Below are 19,573 nucleotides of genomic sequence, written 5' to 3' on the forward strand. Positions count from 1 at the left end.
ACACTTAAGAAAATATGAGATCGAATATTATTTTATTTTTGACACAAATAACACGCAAAATAAAAATAAATAAAATACAATTAAAACAATAAATAAAACATAAATCAGGTATATTTCCGCCAAATTTATAAAGTAATAAAAAAACAAGAGCAATAATAACAACCAAGAACAAATAGAATTTTAAAATAAAAAAAATCAAAGCATTGGTTATTTATATTTAAATTGAAGCGTGAAAAGTGCACCTGAGATGAGAAAGTTCCGAGAGAAAAACGAAATAATTGAAAACCGCCCCTTAAGCCCAATGGCGACCTGTCAAATATCCCCTGCATCTGTACGGCAATAGCTAGGGAAATAAATTGTCGGGCATTGACACCCGTTGGAAGCATCCGGATACTCTCGCACCGTTACCGGTAACAATGATCGGTTGACCAATCATAAAACCAAGACCGGGCGGCAACCCAGGCTATCACCTGTGGCAGCGCCCCCTTTGGAGAAGGTAAAGCGCCCTGAGGCAAAAACGCGGGACAGGGTTTGCGTCACCCTGGTTTTTTAAGGAGAAACCGAGTGTTTTTTTTGATTTAGCTTAATCTCTAAATCGGGGACTTTTCATTTTTGGTAAGGATAATACTATGCAAAATAAAGCGTCATTGTCGCCGCTCGTCATCATAACGGCGCTGTTCGCCGTGTTGAGCGGGCTCTATCTGCTGGCCGGGGGCATCTGGTTGGCTAAGCTCGGCGGTTCGTTGTACTACATCATCGCCGGCGTGGTATTGCTGGTCACGGCCTGGCTGCTGTTCCGCCGCCGCGCCACCGCGCTGTTGGTGTACGCCCTCTTTCTGCTTGGTACCACGGTCTGGGCGCTGTGGGAAGTCGGCCCGGATTTCTGGGCACTGACGCCGCGTCTGGACGTCACCTTCTTCTTCGGCCTGTGGCTGGTGTTGCCTTTTATCTATCGTCGGCTTATCGCCAACGGCAAGCTGGCGTACGGTGCTCTGAGCATCGCGCTGGTGATTACCGTGGGCGTTCTGGCTTATGCGGTGTTTAACGATCCGCAAGAGATCCACGGCACCCTGGAACCGGCGCAGGTCAAAGCCGAAACGGATGCGTCTGCCGCCGACTGGCCGGCTTATGGCCGCACGCAGGAAGGTACTCGCTATTCCCCGCTGAGCCAGATCAACGACAAAAACGTGGGCCAACTCAAGGAAGCCTGGACTTTCCAGACCGGCGACCTGAAAACCGCCAACGATCCGGGCGAAATCACCAATGAAGTCACCCCGATTAAAATCCGCGACACGCTTTATCTGTGTACGCCTCACCAGAAGCTGTTCGCGCTGGATGCCGCCACCGGTAAAGAGAAGTGGAAGTTCGACCCTCAGTTGAAATTCAACCCGACCTTCCAACACATCACCTGCCGCGGCGTGTCTTACCATGAAACCACCGCAGCGGCCGGCGCAACGGCCGAGGCCTCTCCGGCACAGTGCGCACGCCGCATTATCCTGCCGGTGAATGATGGCCGTCTGTTTGCTCTGGATGCGGAAACCGGCAAGCCATGCGCCGACTTCGCCAATAACGGCGAGTTGAATCTGCAAAGCAATATGCCGTATGCGACTCCAGGCCACTATGAGCCGACATCGCCGCCGGTGATCACCGATAAGGTGATTGTCGTTGCCGGTGCGGTTACCGATAACTATTCCAACCGTGAGCCTTCGGGTGTGATCCGCGGGTTTGACGTCAACAGCGGCAAACTGCTGTGGGCCTTTGATCCGGGTGCCAAAGATCCGAACGCCATCCCGGCGGACGAGCACCATTTCACGCCGAACTCACCGAACTCCTGGGCGCCAGCCGCCTATGACGCCAAACTGGACATTGTCTATCTGCCGATGGGCGTGACCACCCCGGATATCTGGGGCGGCGACCGCACGCCGGAAATGGAGCGTTATGCCAGCGGCCTGCTGGCGCTGAATGCCTCCACCGGTAAGCTGGCCTGGTTCTATCAGACCGTGCACCATGATCTGTGGGATATGGACGTGCCGGCTCAGCCTACTCTGGCGGATATCACCGACAAGAGCGGCAACAAGGTGCCGGTGATTTACGTACCTACAAAAACCGGCAATATCTTCGTGCTGAACCGCACCAACGGCGAGTTGGTGGTGCCGGCGCCAGAAAAACCGGTCCCGCAAGGCCCGGCCAAAGGCGACCGCTTGTCACCTACCCAGCCGTTCTCCGAGTTGACTTTCCGTCCGGAGAAAAAACTGACCGGCGCGGATATGTGGGGCGCTACCATCTATGACCAACTGGTCTGCCGGGTGATGTTCCACAGCATGCGTTACGAAGGCACCTTCACCCCGCCTTCCGAGCAGGGTACGCTGGTGTTCCCGGGCAACCTCGGCATGTTCGAATGGGGCGGCCTGTCTGTCGATACCGATCGTCAAATCGCCATCGCCAACCCGATCGCGCTGCCGTTCGTTTCCAAACTGATTCCACGCGGCCCGGGCAACCCGATTGAACCGCCAGCCGACGACAAAGGCGGCAGCGGCACTGAAGCCGGCGTGCAGCCACAATATGGCGTGCCGTTCGGCGTGACCCTGAACCCGTTCCTGTCGCCGTTTGGCCTGCCATGCAAACAGCCGGCATGGGGTTATATTTCCGCCGTAGACCTGAAAACCAACGACATCGTGTGGAAAAAACGCATCGGTACCGTGCGCGACAGCTCTCCGTTGCCGCTGCCGTTCAAGATGGGCATGCCGATGTTGGGCGGGCCGGTTTCTACCGCCGGTAATGTGTTCTTCATTGGCGCAACTGCGGACAACTACCTGCGCGCCTTCAGCGTAACCAACGGTGACAAACTGTGGGAAGCGCGTCTGCCGGCCGGTGGTCAGGCCACGCCAATGACCTATGAGGTTAACGGCAAGCAGTACGTGGTGATTTCCGCAGGCGGACATGGCTCCTTCGGCACCAAGCTGGGCGACTACATCGTCGCTTACGCTCTGCCGGACGAGAAATAATCGCCCAAGAGAGTCCTACCCTGGAGCACGCCATCCGGCGTGCTCTATCTCCCCCATAGCGCCCCCCGAATCTCAATACGCAATAAATTCACCCCGCAGGCAGCAAACGGATTAGCATCCGGTGCGCCAGGCCGTGCAAACCGCTGCCGACACATCGGCGCTGTGCCATAATGCGCCGCCGAAGGGAGGGCGATAAATGGACATCATTCTACTGCGTCATGGTCAGCCAAACATCGATACCGACAAGCTTCAGCGCGCCCGTGAGATGCGCGCCTGGATCGATCAATACAATCTTGCGGGCATCGCCGATACGCCGCCCGAAAACGCCAGGACGCTGTCTTCTCAACCCCGGTATGTCGTCGCCAGCACCCTGCCAAGAGCCTTGGCTTCACTGGCCTTGCTGGGCCTGCACCCCCACGAGAGCGACGCCCTGTTCTGCGAAGCCGAGCTGCCGGTTTTATCTGTACCGCTGTTACGTTTACGCCCCTTGCATTGGGTGGTGATTTTTCGTCTCCTGTGGCTGTGCGGCTACGCGAAAAATGTCGAATCCCTGTCATCAGCCAAAAAACGCGCCGCGGCCGCCAGCAGCAAACTGGCCGATCTCGCGGCGTCTCAGGGGGCGGTACTGCTGTTGGGACACGGCGTGATGAACAGCCTGATTGCCAATAAATTGAAAACGGCCGGCTGGAAGCTTCACAGCCAGTCAGGCAACAGCTACTGGAACGCCAGGGTGTATCGGCTTGCCGACCCCTTAACGACATCCGCCTGAATGGCTGCCAACAAATAGCCATAGCAGCCTTGGGGCCACAGGTACAACACCTGCTACGGTTTTTGCTATCTCACCGCCAGCGGCAACGTGCCTTCCCCCTTCAATACCCGCGCCTTGCCGCTCAGGGCAAAGGCCGAGATCAGGGTAAACAGCAACGCAATGCAGCCAAGGATCAGGTAAGAGGTTTTGAAGCCGTAATTGACGTACATCATCCCCGCCGCATAGGACATGCCGATGGCCGACAGTTGCTTGAAGAAGCAAAAGCCCCACAGGTAAATCGACGCGGAGAGATTAACGTTAAACTGGGTGGTGATGTATTTGAAGATGCCCACCAGCAGGAACGGCACCTCAAACATATGCAGGGTCTTGAGGAAAATCACCGCGGTCACCGAGTCCGCCTGCGATGAGCCGATGATCCGCACCGACATAATCACCCCGGCAATCAGCAGCGCATTCTTGCCGCCGATGCGGTTGATGATCAACGGCGCAAAGAACATGATAAAAGCGTTAAGAAACTCGCCCAACGTGGTGACATAGCCAAATGCCTGGGTGCCGGCATGCCGATCGCGGAAAAACGAGGTGAAGAAGTTGGCGAACTGCTGGTCGAACACGTCGTACACGCAGGCCACCCCGACAATATACATCACCAGACACCAGAATTTGCGCATCTTCAGCAGCCCCAACGCCGCTTTCAGCTTGATGGGTTTGTGGTTCAGCGCCAAGCCGTCCGCCACCGCCAGCGTGTTGTTCTCTTCCGGTTTGAACAGGTAAAGCAAGCCCGCCAACACCAGCGCGAAGCTCGAGGCCAGCCAAAACGCGAATTGATTGTTAATGGTAAACATGTAGCCGACGATCGAGGCGCAGATCGCCCAGCCGATACAGCCAAACAGCCTGGCACGGCCATATTCGAACTGGCTGCGGCGGCTCACTTTTTCGATATAGGCTTCAATCGCCGGCGAACCGCCGCTGCACACCAAGCCGAGATAAATGCCACACAGCAGTGCGCCCAGCAAAAAGTTGCTTTGCAGCAGCGGCGAGAACACATAGATAAACAGCGGCGCCAGAAACAGCAGCAGGAAGATAATCATCCACAGCAGGTGTTTCTTCAGGCCAAACTTGTCGGTGACGAAGCCAAAAATCGGCTGGAACACCAGGGCAAACAGCGCCATGCCGGCGAACACCAGCCCGGTTTGTTGCTGATCGAGATGATTGACGTCATGCAGCCAGATAGGAAAGAACGGCAGCACCGCGCCCATAATAAAGAAATAGAAAAAACAGAAGGCACCGAAGATCCAAAAGTTCTTGTTTTTCAAATAAAACATGGCTCACCATCCCATTTTTAACGGCGCGGGAAGCCCCGCGCCTTGTGCGTTTTGAGGAGGTATCGGGGTAATGCGGCGATTAATGGTAGGCGGGAAGCCAGTTGCCGTGCGCTTCAATCAGTTCGTCGCACAGCTTGCGGATATCATCGATAGAAAGCTCGGCGGAGGTGTGCGGATCCAGCAGCGCCGCATGGTAGATAGCCTCGCGTTTGTGCGTGACCGCCGCTTCAATGGTCAACAATTGGGTATTGATATTCGTGCGGTTCAGCGCCGCCAATTGCTCCGGCAAGTTGCCGACGTAGCATGGCGTGATCCCCTGCCCATCCACCAGACAAGGCACTTCGACGCAGGCCTCCGCAGGCAGGTTGGTGATCAACCCGGTGTTGAGCACGTTGCCGCCAATCTTGTAGGGCCGATCGGTCTCCATCGCTTCGATGATGTAAGAAGCATATTCATGAGTGCGGCAATGAGTCAGGCTGGCGTCATGGGTCAGCGCCACTTTCTGTTGCTGCCACTGTTCAATTTGCTCAATACACCGGCGCGGGTATTCATCCAGCGGAATATTGAAGCGCTCAATCAGTTCCGGATAATTGCGTTTGATCCAATAAGGCATGTATTCGGCATTGTGCTCTGAAGATTCGGTCACGTAATAGCCGAAGGTTTTCATGATTTCATGGCGCACCATGTCATCATGCTTGCCCTGCAAGGCATTGGCGCGACGCTTGATTTCCGGGTACAGGTCTTCGCCGTGACGACGAACGTCCAGCAGCCAGGCCATATGGTTGATGCCCGCGATGTGGAACTGCACGTCGTCGGTCGGCATATCCACGCTTTTCAGCAGCGTCTCGGCGCAGACCTGAACGCTGTGGCACAACCCCACCGTTTTCACTTCGGTATGGCGCAGCATGGCGCCGGTTATTGCCGCCATCGGATTGGTATAGTTCAGCAGCCAGGCGTCCGGGCAGACCGCTTCGATATCCCGGGCGAAATCAAACAACACCGGAATGGTGCGCAGCGCACGGAAGATACCGCCAATACCCAAGGTATCGGCAATGGTCTGCTGCAAGCCGTATTTTCTGGCAATGGTGAAATCGGTGATGGTGCAAGGATCGTAGCCGCCGACCTGGATGGCATTCACCACGTAATTGGCGTTTTTCAATGCCGCGCGGCGGTTTTCTACGCCGAGGTAAGGGGTAATCTTCGCCCTGCCCGCATTGGTATTGCGGTTGATATTGCTCAACATGGCGAAGGATTCGTTGAGACGGGCACTGTCGATGTCGTACAGCGCAATATCCACCTCTTTCAATGCCGGCGTCGCCATGATGTCGCCGAGTACGTTCTTGGCGAAAATGGTGCTACCCGCGCCCATAAATGTCACTTTAATCATCGTATTTCTCCGCTGCTGCCGTTGTCGATAAGCTGAAATTACCCTGCAACGTCCGCACGAGATATGGATGAATGTGACCTTATTATGGCGAAAAATGACGCACCGCAAAAAGTGTGAGCCAGGTCGGGATCTGACCTCATCCCGGCAGCTCCGCCGCAACTACGCTGATAGAGTGGGGAGAAAATGGAGGCCGTGACGGATGCATAAGAGTTTCACCCTCAATCGCACCGACAATATTGAGCTGAACCTGTACCAATACGGGGAGGAAAATTGTGACAAAGGCCACAGTTTTGGCCCCGCCGTGCGCCAACACTATCTATTCCATTATGTGATAAGCGGGACCGGCGTGCTGCACAGCGAATACGGCTCTTTTCCCGTCGTGGCAGGGGAAGGTTTTCTGATCCACCCGCACGACGTGACCACTTATTGTGCCGACAAAAGAGATCCCTGGCATTATATGTGGCTGGAAGTCGATGGGCTTATCGCCGGCAAGATTTTCGAAGAGTGCCATCTGAGCCGTCAATTCCCAATTTATCGGCCCAACCTACAGGACGATAACGCCGGTGCCCTGGGCTACCTGCGACAGATCGTTGCCCAGGGCGATGAGCATCGGCTGAAGGTGCTCGGGCTGAGCTACCTGTTCTTTTCCGCATTAATCGGCAATAAGCTGCAGGGCACGGCTGCACATCCCGATGACAAGGCGCAGCATCTGCGTAAAGCGGTCAAACAAATTGAAAACCGCTACCATGAACATTTGACGATTGAGAGCCTGGCCGCCTACTGCAATATCAACCGAAGCTACCTGTGCCGGCTGTTCAAAAACGCCTACGGCATCGGCCCCAAGGAGTATTTGCTTAATTTTCGCATGAGTATCGCCGTCAGCCTGTTGAGCAATGGCCCTACGGCGATCAAAGTGGTGGGTATTTCTGTAGGCTATGAAAATCAACTGCACTTTTCCAAAGCCTTCAAGCAGGTGCACGGCGTATCGCCGGCCAAATGGCGGCAGGAAAACCTTCGGGCACCGCAGCCTGACAGGTGACGTTCAGCCCCCCGTTCGTCTGGCGCGGGGGATTGCCTTTTCCGCAACTTCTGCCCGTTTTATACGCGGGTATTTCCACAACCAACGTCCGCTGACCATGCGCCAGTAGAAGAGCGCACCGCGCACCGCCCAATCCATAAACATGCCGAGCCAAACGCCGACCACGCCCATGCCCAACACAATGCCCAGCGTGTAACCCGCCACCACGCGGCAGCCCCACATGCCCAGCATCGACACCCACATGGCAAAGCGGGCGTCGCGCGCACCTTTCAACCCGGCGGGCAGCACCCAGGAGGCGGCCCAGATCGGCATAAAGGCGGCGTTGAGCCAGATAAGCACTTTCACCACCTCTTTAACATCGTCCTGCTGGCTATAAAACGAGGCGAACACCCCGGCCAGCGGCGCCGTTCCCCAGGCGATAACCGTCAGTCCAATCGTCGCCAGCCAGAAAATATGGCGCAGTTGCCGCTCCGCCTGGGCTATCTGCCCCTTCCCCAACCGTTTTCCCACGATAATGGTCGACGCCGATCCCAGGGCGTTGCCCGGCAGGTTAATTAACGAGGCGATGGAAAAGGCGATAAAATTACCGGCAATGACGTTGGTCCCCATGCCGGCGACAAACATCTGGGTCAGCAATTTGCCGCCGTTGAACAACACCGATTCGATGCTGGCGGGGATGCCGATCCCCAGCACTTCCCAGAGGATATTCAGCTTTAACGGCGTAAAGTAGCTTTTCAGCGTGATGTGCAGCGCCGGGGTAAACCCAATCATCAGCACGTAAATAATGGCGATGGCACCGATATAGCGGGAAATGGTCAGCCCCAGCCCAGCGCCGACAAAGCCCAGTCCATGCCAGCCCAGCATGCCGTAGATCAGAATGCTGCTGATGATGATGTTAAGGATATTCATGCCGCCGTTGATCAGCAGCGGGATCTTGGTATTGCCCGCCCCGCGCAGCGCGCCGCTGCCGATCAGCGCAATGGCGGCGGCTGGGTAGCTCCACACCGTGGTTTGCAGATAAGAAAGCGCCAATGCCTTGACCTCCGGGGTGGCGGCGCCGGCGATCACGTCAATAATCTGCTCGCCCGCCAGATGGATGCCCACCGCCAACACCAGGGCAACCAGAGTCATCAACACCAACGACTGGCGCGCCGCCGATCGCGCTCTTTTGCGATCGCGCTTGCCGAGACTGAAGGCCACCACCACCGTGGTGCCCAGGTCCACTGCCGCGAAGAAAGCGATAATCACCATATTGAAGCTGTCCGCCAGCCCCACGCCGGCCATGGCTTCCTTACCGATCCAGCTCACCAGGAAGGTGCTTAGCACCCCCATCAGCAAGACGCAGGCATTCTCCATAAAGATCGGCACCGCCAGCGGCGTGATCTCACGCCAGAACAGGACACGGTAGCTTTTTCGTTTGGCATACCAGGGCGTTTTTTCCACGCGCTGACGCAGGGCGGCAAGTAAATTCAAGATGAACTCGGATGAAAGTGAAACAACATTTCAAAGGATGAATGACAGATCGTTATCCTGCAAAGAATTTTTTGTAAGAGAGGTTTTGAAAAATACGCGGCGGATCAGAGGGGGTTTTATCGCTGCCGTAACCGTCGTATCATGATGGCCGAAAGCCAGGGAGGTTCAATGAAAGTGGTTAATCTTCTACGGGATGCGCCGCATCTGGCCTTAAACCTGAGACGGGTTGTCCTGCCGGGTAAAACTGCGGTTAGCATATCAAGAGCATCAAACCCATGCTAAGTCCTACCTTAATGCGGTACTTTCTGGCCCTGTGCTTAATCATAGCGACCCTCAATCATGTTATCGCCGACGTGAAGTTTGGTTTTCTCTGGGATTATGGCTACGGTGAGCAGGCTTTCCTGGCCAGCCGCCTTTTTTGGGGCAGCCTGACACTTTTGGATCCGCTGGTGGCGTATTTTCTGATCGTCAATCCAAGGATTGGCCTGCCGGCCACATTAGCCCTCATCACCGTTGACGTCATCCACAACGGCTATTACGTTTATCTCAATAACCAATGGCTTGCCCCCTTTTTTCTGTTCCAGTGCGCCTTCCTTGTCATCGCCTGGGCATTTTCATTCAGGATAAAAAAAGGCTGTCCGATCCAGGCAAAATGAGGTCATAACGCGCAAAGCCGCTAAGTATCCGGGGCATTGCGCCCCGCCCAGCGATTTGTTGCCGCCGGTTGGGTTGCAATCAGCCATGGCTCCATTATCTTCACCAATGCTTCGCCTTACAGCAATAATAAGCCGCCAAACTGATTCCGTTTGAGCCGATATACCGTTCTGACTGACCTGCACATTTCCGCTCGCGTTAGACATACTCTTTCTTTCATTATTATTATCCACAAACATTAAATACGTTCATCATTTAAAATAATCGCTATTTTTACATGTGAAAGTTAACGATATTCACTTTGTAAACCCGACCGGCGCCCGATTTCATTCTGAAAAACGTATATATCCCCCTATTGTGTTGTTCATCAAGAAACTATCGTGGTGAAACACGTGACGTTACCCGATGCATAAAGCCACAGGTTACCCAGCTTGGTCATACTGAAATTTGAGATTCAATCGCCGTTATTTCAATACCGCATCATTTTCTCTTGATTAATATGCGTTTAATACCTAATTTGCCTATTGATCATTGTGTCAAACAAGACGATTGGGAAGAAAAATGCCGGATATGTCGCGTGAGGTGGCAGAACGTTTGATCTGTGAAAGAGGCTGGTTGTCTCATATGCCCGAGCCATTCAGGATCCGATTGCTGCAAAATGCAGTGCTTTTGAAATTTGAAGCTGGGCAGGTGATCTTTAGAAGAGGTGAGCCGGCTGGTGGGATCTACGGGTTGGTCACAGGCACAGTGATTGTCAATTCGGCGCCCCCTGATTCCACCCCACGGTTGATTCACATCGCTCGCCCCGGAGGCTGGACAGGCGAAGACAGTTTTATGACAGGCCAACCGCGACGGATTGAATTGGTCACGCAGAGTGATACCTGGGTCATGCACGTACCGATTAAAACAATGGAACAAATGGTGGCATTAAACCCCAATGATATTCGCGCTTTTGGTACGATCTCTATTCTGGCATCGGATTCACTGCTCAGGATTGTGCATGATCTACAGAAAAAAGATGTCAGCGCCAGGATCGCCTCCGCATTACACCGTATGTCCTGGGCGACAGATTCCCCGGTGACTGTTTCTCAGGAAAACCTCAGTATCATCACCAATACCTCCCGTAAACAGGTTAACAGCGTTATTCAACGTTTTGTCGAAGAGGGTTGGGTGGAGACGAGTTATCGCGCCATCACGGTCACCAACCCTGCCGCTTTACGGCAATACTCGGAAAAAAGGTAACGGAATAATTTATAGCGAACGGGACAATAGCCGAAACCTCGTTTACCGCTAGCGAACGTGAAGCAAGATAAGTTTATATGGGGCACCTTGGGGATAAATCATGGGACAGATGTCGCGAAAAAACGCAGAAAGCATAATGAGTCAACGAGGCTGGCTGTCTCACATGCCCGAATCCTTCAGGCACAGACTTTTTCAGCATGCGTTGTTGGTGAAATGCGCCCCCGGGCAAGTCATCTTCAGCCCGGGCGATCCTGCGGAGGGGATCTACGGTTTTATCAAAGGAATGGTAATCATCAAGACAGCTCCTCGCGACTCAACGCCGCGGCTGATTGACCTTGCCGTGCCAGGTGACTGGACGGGTGACGACGGTTTTATGACCGGACAGCCGCGGAGGTTTCAACTTGTTGCGCAGAGTGGGTCCTGGATGATGCATGTTCCCCTGGTTGCAATGGAACAGATGGCCGCGCAAAACCCCAATGACATGCGTGCCTTCGGCGTGATTTCTATTCTGGGGTCAGACTCACTGCTCAGAGTCGTGAATGACTTGCAGAAAAAAGATGTCAGCGCCAGGGTTGCATCGGTGCTGCACCGCATGTCCTGGGCAACAAACTCTCCGGTTAGCCTTTCTCAGGAAAATATCAGCATTATTGCCAATACCTCCCGCAAACAGGTCAACAACGTTATTCAACGCTTTGTGGAGGAAGGGTGGATCGGGGCGGGTTACCGTTCCATCACTGTCACCAACCCTGTGGCGTTACGGCAACACGCAGAGCAGGACATCGATGACTGAAAGGAGCTGAACGGGCGCTCGTTTGACCAATTTCATTCGTATTGCCCTGTACCGTTCTATAGTTGAAGCAAGGGGGTTTTCCTCCCTCACCCGCAACTTGTCACTCCGGCAAATATCGGCGACACGACTTAATACCTGCGGAAACCTGCTGCAGAACGTTCAAATCTCCGGGTTTAGTTCACAAAATGAATAACTTAATTGCAAAACACTATCCGATAGTGCTGCCGGGGTTATAATGCGTGAGGAGAGAGAGTCGTCCAGAGGTAAGCTAAGTCAAACGCAAGCGAGCCTGAGCCTGATGGCATATCGAATAACATACCGGAAAAGTGAATATCATAATAATCACTTTTAAATCAAAAAATTGAAATAATTAAGTGGCGGAGAGAGGGGGATTTGAACCCCCGGTAGAGTTGCCCCTACTCCAGTTTTCGAGACTGGTCCGTTCAGCCGCTCCGGCATCTCTCCTGATAGTGCTTGTCATCATGCCCCTTTTTGCGGCATTTTTACAGAGTTAGCCTCCAGCCGAATGTTCAAGTGACCACTTTACGAGCAACGCGATGATTAAATGGCCGTGGAAAACGCATCAACCGCAGGCGGAAACGCTTGCTCAGTGGCAGGACGCGCTGGCAATCCCCCTGCTCTCTCCGCTGGATGAGCAGGAACAACAGCGCCTGATCGTCGTTGCCGGGCAGATTTTGCAGCAAAAGCGCATCGTGCCGCTGCAGGGGCTTGAGTTGACGTCGCAAATGCAGGCACGCATCGCCCTGCTGTTCGCCCTGCCGGTGCTGGAACTGGGGGCGGAATGCCTGGACGGCTTCAATGAGATCCTGCTCTACCCTTCGCCGTTCGTGGTGGAGGATGAATGGCAGGACGACATCGGCCTGGTCCACTCCGGGCCGGTGGTTCAGTCCGGACAGAGCTGGGAACAAGGGCCGATTGTGCTCAACTGGCAGGACGTGCAGGACTCTTTCGATCTCTCCGGCTTTAACCTGGTGATCCACGAAGCGGTACACAAGCTGGATATGCGCAATGGCGGCAGCGCCACCGGGATACCGCCGATCCCGCTGCGCGATATTGCCGCCTGGGAGCATGACCTGCACGCCGCAATGGAAAACCTGCAAGACGAGATCGACATGGTCGGCGAAGAGGCCGCCAGCATGGACGCCTATGCCGCCACCGATCCCGCCGAGTGCTTTGCCGTGCTGTCGGAGTATTTTTTCAGCGCCCCCGAATTGCTGGCCAACCGTTTTCCACTGTTGTACCAGCATTTTTGCCATTTCTATAAACAAGATACGTTGGCGCGCTTGCAGCGTTGGCAAGCCGAAGGCGGCGTAGAAACGCCATAGCCGACCGCGCATTGCTCGCATACTGAGCAGTCGCACCGAATCGGCGAATTTAGCGTTGACACACTCTGGGTGGCTGGATATGATGTGCCCCGTTCACACGATTCCTCTGTAGTTCAGTCGGTAGAACGGCGGACTGTTAATCCGTATGTCACTGGTTCGAGTCCAGTCAGAGGAGCCATATTAGAAAAGCCCGCTTAAGGAAACTTAAGCGGGCTTTTTGCTTTTGTGGCACTAATAACCAAGTCTGGGTGCATGAGGTACCGCACGCAAGAACATCGCGCAGGGCATTGCCACGTTCTTAACGATTATGCCCCATCACAGACTTGCACCCTGGTTGTTAACTGAAAGGGTTTACTCCTGCATCTTGACGACAACTTTTCCCTTCGCATGCCCTTGGTCAAGGTAGGCAAGCGCATCCTCTGTGTCTACAAAGGCGAAGACCTTGTCGATCACGGGTTTGATTTTTTCAGTTTCCAGCAGTTTGCCTATTTGGCTGAGTTGATCACCCTCAGGGCGGACAAACAGAAATGAATAGGTGATACCTCGCTTTTTCGAAAGACGCATAATCTTGCGGCTCATCAACCCAAAGACAAAAGTCAGAAAGAAGTTTAACCGCCGAACCCGTGCAAACGCGGCATCTAACGGCCCGATGAGAGAAACGATCATTCCTCCGGGCTTAAGAATTTTGGTGGATTTTTCAATCGCATCGCCTCTGATAGTGCCAAGTACGATATCGTAGCCACTCAGCACGTTTTCGAATTCCTGCTTTTTATAGTCAACCACTTCGTCTGCGCCAAGATGGCTGACCCATTCGACATTGCCCGTACTCGTGGTCGTTCCCACCGTTGCGCCAAGGTACTTCGCCAGTTGAATCGCAAACGTGCCAATCCCCCCCGACCCTGCGGGAATGAAAACCTTCTGGCCAGGCCGAAGCTCGGCACGCTCTTTCAACGCTTGCCAGGACGTGAGGCTCACCATCGGGAGAGATGCCGCTTGCACGAAATCCAGGTTCGCGGGTTTCATTGCAGCGGCGTTCTCAGGCACCACTGCAAATTCGGCAAGCGATCCCCTACCCATATCGAAAATGCTGGCGAAGATGGCATCGCCGGGCTTGAAACGTGTCACGCGACTTCCCACCGCGGTGACGACGCCAGACAGGTCACTGCCAAGGGTGGCAGGTAACTGAAAATTGAGGACCGGCTTAAATATTCCTGTTGGGATCATATTGTCGATAGGGTTCAGACCCGCAGCGTAAACCTTTACAAGGATTTCATTAGCGTTGAGTGAAGGAAAATCCACGTCATCGAAACCTAAGTCAGGCGACTTGCCATAGCGTTTGAAAGTGAAGGCTTTCATCGTCTTCTTGTTCATTTGTTGTTTACCCTATCGTGTTTGTCGATAAAACGTTCATTTAGCCGCCCTATTGGTCAGAAAAAGGCCACGCCCAGGAGGACCTCGATAGATACGGCAAACAGGATCTGCCCATTAAAAAAACAAGATAGAAGCCAAAATAGCCAATCGAGAAAATTTCATTCTTTTTATTCTTTCGTATCAAGCTGAAGATTGTTGCGTACCACCTTATCCAGGAGTTTTGCCGGCGCAAATCTGAGCAAAAAATTCAATCTGCCAGCCAATTTCCCCGCCGTGTAGCGCAACTTTGGATGTAAAGTCTGAGCCGCTTTAACGACCACATCCGCCACCACTTCCGGACTTTCCGCTTCAGCCATCGCCTTGCTCACCACTTTCGCCAGCTTGGCCCGAATAATCTCATACTCTTCCAGCTTGGCATCCGGCTCTATATTATTGGCTTCAAACTGCGTTTTTGTGTAGGCAGGTTCGATAACAGAGACTCTGATGCCCTGCGTGCGCAGTTCATGATCCAGCGATCCCGAATACCCTTCAATCGCATGCTTACTGGCAGCATAAAGTGCCACATACGGCAACGGAACGATGCCCAGTATCGAACCGATGTTGATGATACGGCCGCTGCCCTGACGGCGCATGTGAGGCACGACCGCCCGGGTTAACCGGACTACACCGAGAAAATTCGTGTCGAAAATGTCCTTGGCCTGTTTGATTGAGCTCTCTTCCGCCGCCGCCGGAGCAACACCAAAGCCTGCATTATTCACCAGAATATCGATCCGCCCCTCCAACCTCAGCAACTCATCAATGGCGGCCTGAACAGAAGCGTCGTCCGTCACATCAAGCGCCAACAAAGGAAAGGGATGTTTACCCGCCAGGGCGCCACGGCGGCTTGTGCCGTAGACCGTAAATCCTGCGGCCAACAGTTTGTTGGCCGATGCCTCGCCAATACCTGATGAGGCACCCGTCACGAGCGCTACACGTTTATTTGTCATGCTGAAATAAGACCTTCATAAGCGGTCACCCATGGTGCGATGACAAGCGATACGGAATATATTTGGGGTTAACGCTCTGCAGGAGGGGGCGAAAGATCGTTATCCGTCTCCTGCAGAGCGTCACTCATCGACTAAACGTTTTTATATCGCTCTGCGGCTTCAGCTTGTTTGATGTCCGAAAGCAGAGCCTGTCGCGCGGTATCCAGGGTGTCCCAGCGTGCCGCATTATGCAGTGGCGGAATGGTGACGAGTTCACGGCGATCGAAGCCAACCAGTGCCGCATCAACCAGTTCGCCCACTTCCATCATTTTGGACGAGGTGCTGATGTCGATACCTGCGCGTTCCCAAATTTCGGTGTAAGTTCCGGCAGGAAGTACCGCCTGAACGTAAATGCCCTTGGGCGACAGCTCCAGATTCATACCCTGAGACAAGAAAAGGACAAAGGCTTTGGTTGCGCCATAAACCGACATCATAAATTCAGGGGCCAGGCCAACGATGGAGCTGATGTTGACGATCGATCCTTCACCCGCTTGGACAAATCGGGGAGTCGCCGCACTGGCAAGACGCGTCAGGGCAGTGATGTTAAGCGCAATGAGTCGCTCAATAGAATCAGGCGTCTGCTCAACGAAGCTGCCCGACTGCGCGATACCCGCGTTATTAATAAGAACACCTATCCGCAAGTCGTCGCGAAGACGAGCTTCGACAGTGGCCAAATCACTCGATTGCGTGAGATCCGCCGGCAGAACATCGACAGAAATAGCATTTTCTTGTCGCAGACGTTCTGCAAGGAGATCAAGTTTTGTCTTGTCGCGAGCGACCAGCACAAGGTCGTGGCCCCGGCGCGCGAACCGCTCGGCGTAAACCGCGCCAATACCCGTAGAAGCGCCTGTAATGAGGACTGAAGATTTGGTCATAGGTTGATCTCCTTTATTAATGAGTCAATAGAATCCGCAATGTGCGATATATAGAGAACCGAGCCACCCACAGATCTACTGGCCGCTCGCGGAAAGCGGCGGGTAATCGGTGTACCCTTCTGCACCGCCGCCATAAAGCGTTTCAGGGACAAGCGTGGCCAGAGGCGCTTGCGTTTTCAGTCTTTCGACCAGATCGGGGTTGGCGATGAACGGACGTCCGAAAGCGAAAAGATCCGCTTTACCTTCAGCAAGCTGGTTGGAGGCTAACGCCAGGTCATAGCCGTTGTTGCCAATATAGGTATTTTTAAAGCGCCGACGCAGAGAGCCATAATCGAACGGCGATACGTCACGGGGGCCCCCCGTAGCGCCCTCCACAACATGGAGGTATACGATGCCTAATGCGTCGAGTTGTTCAACGAGATAGTCATATTGTGGCTGTGGATCACTGCTCGAAATCGCATTAGCGGGAGAAACCGGTGAAATGCGGACGCCAGTGCGCTCAACCCCGATCTCATCTTTAACGGCAGCCACGACGTCTAACAGCAGCCGTGCGCGATTCTCGATAGAACCACCGTATTCGTCGGTACGCTGATTGGCACCATCTTTGAGAAACTGTTCCAGCAGATAGCCATTCGCGCCATGGATCTCAACACCATCAAATCCAGCGGCAATGGCGTTGGCGGATGCCTTTCTGAAATCGTCGATAATGTCCTTTATTTCGTCCAGTTCGAGCGCACGAGGCTCAGAGACGTCAGCAAAACCGTTGTTCACAAAGGTTTTCGTCTCGGCACGGATGGCCGAAGGGGCAACGGGCGCTGCGCCGCCAGGCTGTAAGTCGACGTGGGATATACGTCCTACATGCCACAACTGCACAAAGATATGCCCGCCTTTTGCATGCACTGCGTCAGTCACTTTGCGCCAGCCATCAACCTGCGCTGGAGTATAGATCCCCGGGGTATCCTGGTAACCCTGAGCTTGCGCCGAGATCTGCGTGGCTTCAGTAATCAACAGCCCCGCAGTCGCGCGCTGTGCGTAATACGTCGCCGCCAGTTCGCTGGGTACCAGACCCGCTCCGGCACGATTACGCGTTAACGGCGCCATCACAATATGGTTGGTGAGCGAGATTGGCCCAAGATTATAGGGTTGAAATAAAGGTGGGTTCGCCATGCTTGTACCCCTGCTAAGTGATGTGTGAAGCGATGAACACAATGATGATGATCATAATCTAAAAAGTCAAACGGTTTGATTATGATCATCATCAATGTATACTTGCGGCATGCATTTTTAAGAGAGGATCCGGAAACAATGAAAGTTTCGAAAGAGCAAGTACGCGAAAATCGCATGCGCATCGTCGAAACTGCCTCAGTGCTGTTTCGTGAACGGGGCTATGACGGCGTGGGTATCGCTGAGCTCATGTCAGCCGCAGGGTTAACGCATGGCGGGTTTTACAAGCACTTTGGTTCCAAGGCAGATTTGATGTCGGAGGCAATGAGCTGCGGTTTTTCGCACTCTGTAGAAAATACCCTGGGTATGGATATGGCTGGCTTTGTAGAGCAATACCTCTCACGCAAGCACCGTGATGCTATGGGAAATGGCTGCGTGATGTCGGCACTGGGTGTCGATGCCGCGCGCCAGTCGGCGTCAATTAAAGAAAGCTTTGCGGCTGGCATTGAAAGCCAGCTGGCCACATTAGAAAATGAGAATGGATCGGGAGACGAAGCCCGCGCCGAAAGAATCAGCACCATTGCACATCTTGTCGGTGCCCTGGTGCTATCGCGCGCCTGTCCAGATGGCTCTACCCTTGCCGATGAGATTCTGGAGGTTTGCCGCTCCCGTATTCTCGGTCAGGAAATCCATGAGCATTGAATATCCGGGGACTATCGCGGCGGTAACCCCTCCGCAACCATGCCCGTATTAACTCACCGCGTTTTCGGGGCCGGCCTGAGGAACGCCATGTTCCTGGGAGGATGCCCATTCGATTCGGTTCCTGCCCCAATACTTTGCCTGATAGAGCGCGATGTCCACACGCTTGAGCAAGCTTTCCTGGCTTTCATTTTCTCTTTTATTTCCGGCACCTATGCTGACAGTAAGGCGAACCTCATCATTAACCACCAATTCTCTGGCGCGGGTTAATATTTTCTCTGCCATTGACTGCGCCTCTTCAAATACCGACGTTTGCACTATTACGGCAAACTCTTCGCCGCCGATTCTGGCGGTAATGACATTATTTTTATACAGCTCGCCCAGCATCTGCCCAAAAACTCTGAGGACTTCATCGCCAATATCGTGCCCGTATTTGTCATTTATCTTTTTGAACAAGTCGATATCAATAAAAAACACATAATAATTCACGGTCTGCAAATCCAGCAGCACACGTCTAAAATAACGCCGGTTGGGCAAACTCGTCAGTTCGTCTCGATAAGAGTCGATGCTGGCATCGGCATATTTATCATTAACATAGTGCACGATGAAATACACGCCAACGGCGACGCAGAGCATCCCGATGAGCCTGGTGACGTCCTCGATGTAATAGCCTAACCACTGGGGCTGACGGATGATTTCGTCCATAAAATCACACGCCGCGGAGAGGATCCAGACAAGCAGGCCCACGTTAATCCACCGGCGCTGACTGGCTTTTACCGTTAGCCGGTTAAAACTCCATAAGATAAAGTTAAGTATTAACAGCTGAAATAAATCAAATAACCAGCCTGAATTTTGTATCCAGGAATGCCCGATTTCTTTTTCTGGGAAGTACGCCAGGTGAATGATCATCACCAAAATACACAGCGCCCCGGATAATACCAGCGGCATATACAGGGTTTTTCGCGATTCGTTTTTGGTAAAAAGTCCGTTCTCATATTTCACGAATGGCATATTAGCCCCCTGACACGAACTGAAATAAAAATCATTCTCATGTGGATTTAGTGGTCTACCCCTCTCTTAATTTACACGCCTGTGGCGGCGCCGGAAAGAAATCCAATGCGTCTGGCTGAAAACGTTATTTCGGTTGGATGCCACGCTGCGGGCATGGCCGGAGAAAGTCCGCACGGCGTTTGTGATGGCGCAGATTCGTGGGCTGACTTACGCGGAGATCGCTACCTGACTATGAGCATGAGCAAACCGAAGACGATGTGTTTGGATGAACCGGCGAACCCGTTGGCGGATGCTCGCCGCCATTCACAAGCCGGCAATGCAGGCGTCCCCCCCAGGAGCCTGCATTGCCGGACGAAACAACCGCATCACGCCGACCAGCGCCTGATGCTGTGGGGAGGATT

16 protein-coding genes and 2 tRNA genes are annotated in these 19,573 nt (G+C 53.5%); 9 read left to right on the forward strand and 9 right to left on the reverse strand.

Features of this window, described 5'->3' with window-relative positions; genetic code table 11:
• Positions 1–629 precede the first annotated feature (629 nt).
• Positions 630–3,005, forward strand: a complete 2,376-nt coding sequence (locus JEM67_RS17735; RefSeq protein ID WP_013813600.1) for a glucose/quinate/shikimate family membrane-bound PQQ-dependent dehydrogenase — start codon at positions 630–632, stop codon at positions 3,003–3,005.
• Between the two features lie 196 nt (positions 3,006–3,201).
• On the forward strand, positions 3,202–3,774 hold the full coding sequence (locus tag JEM67_RS17740) for a phosphoglycerate mutase (protein ID WP_199634742.1): 573 nt from the start codon (positions 3,202–3,204) through the stop codon (positions 3,772–3,774).
• 65 nt (positions 3,775–3,839) lie between these two features.
• Here the strand turns inward: JEM67_RS17740 and JEM67_RS17745 are convergent, their stop codons facing one another.
• Both JEM67_RS17745 and JEM67_RS17750 read right to left on the reverse strand, forming a co-directional pair.
• Entirely contained in the window at positions 3,840–5,096 is a 1,257-nt protein-coding gene (locus JEM67_RS17745) for an MFS transporter (RefSeq protein ID WP_013813602.1), read from the reverse strand.
• A gap of 79 nt (positions 5,097–5,175) precedes the next feature.
• Positions 5,176–6,483, reverse strand: a complete 1,308-nt coding sequence (locus tag JEM67_RS17750; RefSeq protein WP_006319306.1) for an alpha-glucosidase/alpha-galactosidase — start codon at positions 6,481–6,483, stop codon at positions 5,176–5,178.
• 199 nt (positions 6,484–6,682) lie between these two features.
• Between JEM67_RS17750 and JEM67_RS17755 the strand changes: the two genes are divergently transcribed.
• The gene (locus tag JEM67_RS17755; protein ID WP_199634741.1) at positions 6,683–7,522 is read left to right on the forward strand and encodes an AraC family transcriptional regulator; all 840 of its coding nucleotides are present in this window, start codon (positions 6,683–6,685) and stop codon (positions 7,520–7,522) included.
• Positions 7,523–7,525: 3 nt separating this feature from the next.
• Here the strand turns inward: JEM67_RS17755 and JEM67_RS17760 are convergent, their stop codons facing one another.
• Positions 7,526–8,995, reverse strand: coding sequence for an EmmdR/YeeO family multidrug/toxin efflux MATE transporter (locus JEM67_RS17760; RefSeq protein ID WP_199634740.1), 1,470 nt, complete (start codon positions 8,993–8,995; stop codon positions 7,526–7,528).
• 275 nt (positions 8,996–9,270) lie between these two features.
• Here JEM67_RS17760 and JEM67_RS17765 point away from each other — a divergent pair, with 275 nt between their 5' ends.
• The 3 genes from JEM67_RS17765 to JEM67_RS17775 all read left to right on the forward strand — a co-directional run bounded on the left by JEM67_RS17765 (position 9,271) and on the right by JEM67_RS17775 (position 11,681).
• Positions 9,271–9,651 (forward strand): hypothetical protein, encoded by a 381-nt coding sequence (locus JEM67_RS17765; protein WP_199634739.1) that lies wholly within the window; start codon positions 9,271–9,273, stop codon positions 9,649–9,651.
• Positions 9,652–10,210: 559 nt separating this feature from the next.
• Positions 10,211–10,891 carry a Crp/Fnr family transcriptional regulator gene (locus tag JEM67_RS17770; RefSeq protein WP_013813607.1) on the forward strand — a complete coding sequence of 227 codons (681 nt, stop codon included), beginning with the start codon at positions 10,211–10,213 and terminating at the stop codon, positions 10,889–10,891.
• A 136-nt stretch (positions 10,892–11,027) separates the two neighbouring features.
• Positions 11,028–11,681 carry a Crp/Fnr family transcriptional regulator gene (locus tag JEM67_RS17775; protein ID WP_233527534.1) on the forward strand — a complete coding sequence of 218 codons (654 nt, stop codon included), beginning with the start codon at positions 11,028–11,030 and terminating at the stop codon, positions 11,679–11,681.
• Positions 11,682–12,056: 375 nt separating this feature from the next.
• On the opposite strand, the gene JEM67_RS17780 is transcribed toward JEM67_RS17775, so the two are convergent.
• Positions 12,057–12,146, reverse strand: a tRNA-Ser gene (locus tag JEM67_RS17780).
• 92 nt (positions 12,147–12,238) lie between these two features.
• Here JEM67_RS17780 and mtfA point away from each other — a divergent pair.
• A complete protein-coding gene (gene mtfA, locus JEM67_RS17785) occupies positions 12,239–13,027 on the forward strand; it encodes a DgsA anti-repressor MtfA (RefSeq protein WP_013813609.1) in 789 nt (262 codons plus the stop codon).
• 102 nt (positions 13,028–13,129) lie between these two features.
• Positions 13,130–13,205, forward strand: a tRNA-Asn gene (locus JEM67_RS17790).
• A 173-nt stretch (positions 13,206–13,378) separates the two neighbouring features.
• Here the strand turns inward: JEM67_RS17790 and JEM67_RS17795 are convergent.
• The 4 genes from JEM67_RS17795 to JEM67_RS17810 form a co-directional block, all read right to left on the reverse strand.
• The gene (locus JEM67_RS17795; protein ID WP_199634738.1) at positions 13,379–14,398 is read right to left on the reverse strand and encodes an NADP-dependent oxidoreductase; all 1,020 of its coding nucleotides are present in this window, start codon (positions 14,396–14,398) and stop codon (positions 13,379–13,381) included.
• Between the two features lie 167 nt (positions 14,399–14,565).
• Complete coding sequence (locus JEM67_RS17800) at positions 14,566–15,384, reverse strand: oxidoreductase (protein WP_199634737.1); 819 nt, start codon at positions 15,382–15,384, stop codon at positions 14,566–14,568.
• 131 nt (positions 15,385–15,515) lie between these two features.
• Complete coding sequence (locus JEM67_RS17805; protein WP_199634736.1) at positions 15,516–16,298, reverse strand: SDR family NAD(P)-dependent oxidoreductase; 783 nt, start codon at positions 16,296–16,298, stop codon at positions 15,516–15,518.
• Positions 16,299–16,373: 75 nt separating this feature from the next.
• Positions 16,374–17,465: an alkene reductase gene (locus tag JEM67_RS17810; protein WP_199634735.1), complete on the reverse strand. Its 1,092-nt coding sequence runs from the start codon at positions 17,463–17,465 to the stop codon at positions 16,374–16,376.
• Positions 17,466–17,603: 138 nt separating this feature from the next.
• Between JEM67_RS17810 and JEM67_RS17815 the strand changes: the two genes are divergently transcribed.
• A complete protein-coding gene (locus JEM67_RS17815; protein WP_013813614.1) occupies positions 17,604–18,164 on the forward strand; it encodes a TetR/AcrR family transcriptional regulator in 561 nt (186 codons plus the stop codon).
• 48 nt (positions 18,165–18,212) lie between these two features.
• On the opposite strand, the gene JEM67_RS17820 is transcribed toward JEM67_RS17815, so the two are convergent.
• Positions 18,213–19,172: a GGDEF domain-containing protein gene (locus JEM67_RS17820; protein ID WP_199634734.1), complete on the reverse strand. Its 960-nt coding sequence runs from the start codon at positions 19,170–19,172 to the stop codon at positions 18,213–18,215.
• Between the last annotated feature and the right edge of the window lie 401 nt (positions 19,173–19,573).

Source organism: Serratia sp. PAMC26656 (genome assembly GCF_016469055.2).
Classification (GTDB): Bacteria; Pseudomonadota; Gammaproteobacteria; order Enterobacterales; family Enterobacteriaceae; genus Serratia; species Serratia plymuthica.

Bases quoted from the DNA above. Each gene is read 5' to 3' on its own strand.
- JEM67_RS17735 (WP_013813600.1), top strand. From the start codon at position 630: ATGCAAAATAAAGCGTCATTGTCGCCGCTCGTCATCATAACGGCGCTG.
- JEM67_RS17740 (WP_199634742.1), top strand. From the start codon at position 3,202: ATGGACATCATTCTACTGCGTCATGGTCAGCCAAACATCGATACCGAC.
- JEM67_RS17745 (WP_013813602.1), bottom strand. From the start codon at position 5,096: ATGTTTTATTTGAAAAACAAGAACTTTTGGATCTTCGGTGCCTTCTGT.
- JEM67_RS17750 (WP_006319306.1), bottom strand. From the start codon at position 6,483: ATGATTAAAGTGACATTTATGGGCGCGGGTAGCACCATTTTCGCCAAG.
- JEM67_RS17755 (WP_199634741.1), top strand. From the start codon at position 6,683: ATGCATAAGAGTTTCACCCTCAATCGCACCGACAATATTGAGCTGAAC.
- JEM67_RS17765 (WP_199634739.1), top strand. From the start codon at position 9,271: ATGCTAAGTCCTACCTTAATGCGGTACTTTCTGGCCCTGTGCTTAATC.
- JEM67_RS17770 (WP_013813607.1), top strand. From the start codon at position 10,211: ATGCCGGATATGTCGCGTGAGGTGGCAGAACGTTTGATCTGTGAAAGA.
- JEM67_RS17775 (WP_233527534.1), top strand. From the start codon at position 11,028: ATGAGTCAACGAGGCTGGCTGTCTCACATGCCCGAATCCTTCAGGCAC.
- mtfA (WP_013813609.1), top strand. From the start codon at position 12,239: ATGATTAAATGGCCGTGGAAAACGCATCAACCGCAGGCGGAAACGCTT.
- JEM67_RS17795 (WP_199634738.1), bottom strand. From the start codon at position 14,398: ATGAACAAGAAGACGATGAAAGCCTTCACTTTCAAACGCTATGGCAAG.
- JEM67_RS17800 (WP_199634737.1), bottom strand. From the start codon at position 15,384: ATGACAAATAAACGTGTAGCGCTCGTGACGGGTGCCTCATCAGGTATT.
- JEM67_RS17805 (WP_199634736.1), bottom strand. From the start codon at position 16,298: ATGACCAAATCTTCAGTCCTCATTACAGGCGCTTCTACGGGTATTGGC.
- JEM67_RS17810 (WP_199634735.1), bottom strand. From the start codon at position 17,465: ATGGCGAACCCACCTTTATTTCAACCCTATAATCTTGGGCCAATCTCG.
- JEM67_RS17815 (WP_013813614.1), top strand. From the start codon at position 17,604: ATGAAAGTTTCGAAAGAGCAAGTACGCGAAAATCGCATGCGCATCGTC.
- JEM67_RS17820 (WP_199634734.1), bottom strand. From the start codon at position 19,172: ATGCCATTCGTGAAATATGAGAACGGACTTTTTACCAAAAACGAATCG.